1 protein-coding gene is annotated in these 2,090 nt (G+C 56.4%); it reads left to right on the forward strand.

The window, feature by feature from the left end:
* Nucleotides 1–2,090, forward strand: a 2,090-nt coding sequence (locus AB4043_RS23500) for a TonB-dependent receptor domain-containing protein (RefSeq protein WP_442308260.1), incomplete at both ends; no start/stop codon positions are given.

Genomic DNA, 2,090 nt, shown 5'->3' on the forward strand with positions numbered 1-2,090 from the left:
CCACCACGAACCACGAAGGAATCTACGCCATTCGCTTTCTGCAGATTGGGAACTATCAGATAAAGGTCGAATCTGCCGGCTTCGCGACAACCACATTCGGTCCATTCGTCCTTGAAACCGGACAGAACGCCAAAGTTGATATGAAATTGCTGCTGGCCCGCCAGGCACAAAACGTCGAGGTCACCTCAGAGGTTGTGCCGCTGATTAATACGGAGACTCCCACGCTTGCTACAACTCTCGACACGCGAGCCATTGAGAATATCCCGCTGGTAAGCCGCAATCTTGTTGCTCTCACCATGTTTCTACCGGGTGCCGTCAGTACAAATCCCAATGGCTTCGTAAACCAGGCCGGAGTCTCCGGGCCTATCAGCTCGAACCAAAGCGTATCGGTGAACGGAAACCGGCAGCAGACGAATCAATACCTGCTGGATGGCATGAATATCAACCAGACGCTGGACGATATTCCCGGCTATAACCCGAGCGTCGACGCCATCGGCCAGGTTCAGGTGATCTCTGCCAACGCACCCGCGGAGTATGGCAACGTGCTTGGCGGCGACATCCTCTATCAAACCAAGAGCGGCACCAATCAATGGCATGGAAGCGCGTTCTACTACCTGTCGAACTTCAACCTGAATGCGAACACATGGGCCAACAAACACGGCACGACAATCATTCCCAAGACGTCCTTTACCCGCAATATCTTCGGTGGGACATTCGGCGGCCCTATCTTCCATGACAGGCTCTTCTTCTTTGCTGACTACCAGGGCGGACGGTACCACTCCGGCGGTATTGGAACAGCAACTGTCCTGACGACGAAGATGAGGCAGGGTGATTTCTCCGAGCTTCTTGATCGCAGCCTTATGTGTTCCGGCGACTCAGGCGGCGTGTGCACTTCCAACGCTCGTTTGATTCAGCTATATGATCCGACTGCGAGCGGTTTTCCCGCCTACGCGAACAACAAAGTCTCCGTTCTGAACCCGGCTGCCGTCTATCTGTTCGCGCACCCGGAGGTATATCCCCTGCCTAACCGCACGCCGGACCGAAGCAATACGCCGGCACGCAATAACTATCAGGGACCGACGAAGAACCGGAACTACGGCAATCAGTTCGACATCAAAGTCGACTGGAAGGCCGCGGAGAAAGACACCCTCTCCGTGCGGTTCAGCAAGGCCGAGCAGGGACAGACCACAACCAATGTTCTGCCGGTCAGCTTCGCCAGCGCTCCGACCTACCCGGTCCGCGGAGTCGCCATCAATGAAGTTCATACCCTCAATGCGTCGATGGTGAATGAGTTCCGCGCCGGCTACACCCGCATTCAAAACAACGGTGCTGTGCTGCTGGATCCGACCGGAGTCTTCGGACTCAATGGCGACAAGCTCCTCAGCATTGGATCGAATAACGCGGTCTCCCAGGCGTTCGCCGGTTTCACGGCCCTCGCTATGAGCGATTCGGCCAGCCCACAGGGCTTCCGGGCCTCCAACGGAACCGAGTACACCACTCTCGGTAACGCAAATCTCGGCACCAATTACACGCTGAACACGTTTCTCTATGGCGACAACTTCACCTGGCTGAAGAACCGCCACACCATCAAATTCGGTGTGCAGTTCCTTCGTCAGCAGCAGAACAACTTCTATCCGGGCAACGATGGTTCTCTCGGCGGGTTCTACTATCTCGGCCCCGGTACAGCCAGTCCGAATGGCAACCCCAATGGATACAGCACCGGATATACCGCGGCTGATTTTGTGCTGAACCGCGCCGGATTCATCAGCAAAGGCGGAGTCGCCGGCCCAGTCGGAATGCGGTCGTGGCGCGACGCCTACTTCGCTCAGGATGACTGGAAGGTCACTCCACGGCTCACGCTGAACCTGGGCGTACGGTACGAGTATGTTCAACCAATCTATGAAGTCCATCACAAGATGTCGACGATCGATCCGGGGAATCCAGCGGTCATTCTAATCGACGGCAGCGCACAGGCCACGGCAGCAGGCTATGGCCGGGGACTTGTCGATCCCTACTACGGCAGCGTCATGCCTCGCATCGGTTTTGCATATTCAGCAACTCCGAAACTCGTCCTTCGCGGAGGATATGGG

Source organism: Terriglobus sp. YAF25 (assembly GCF_052113305.1).
Taxonomy (GTDB): Bacteria; Acidobacteriota; Terriglobia; order Terriglobales; family Acidobacteriaceae; genus Terriglobus.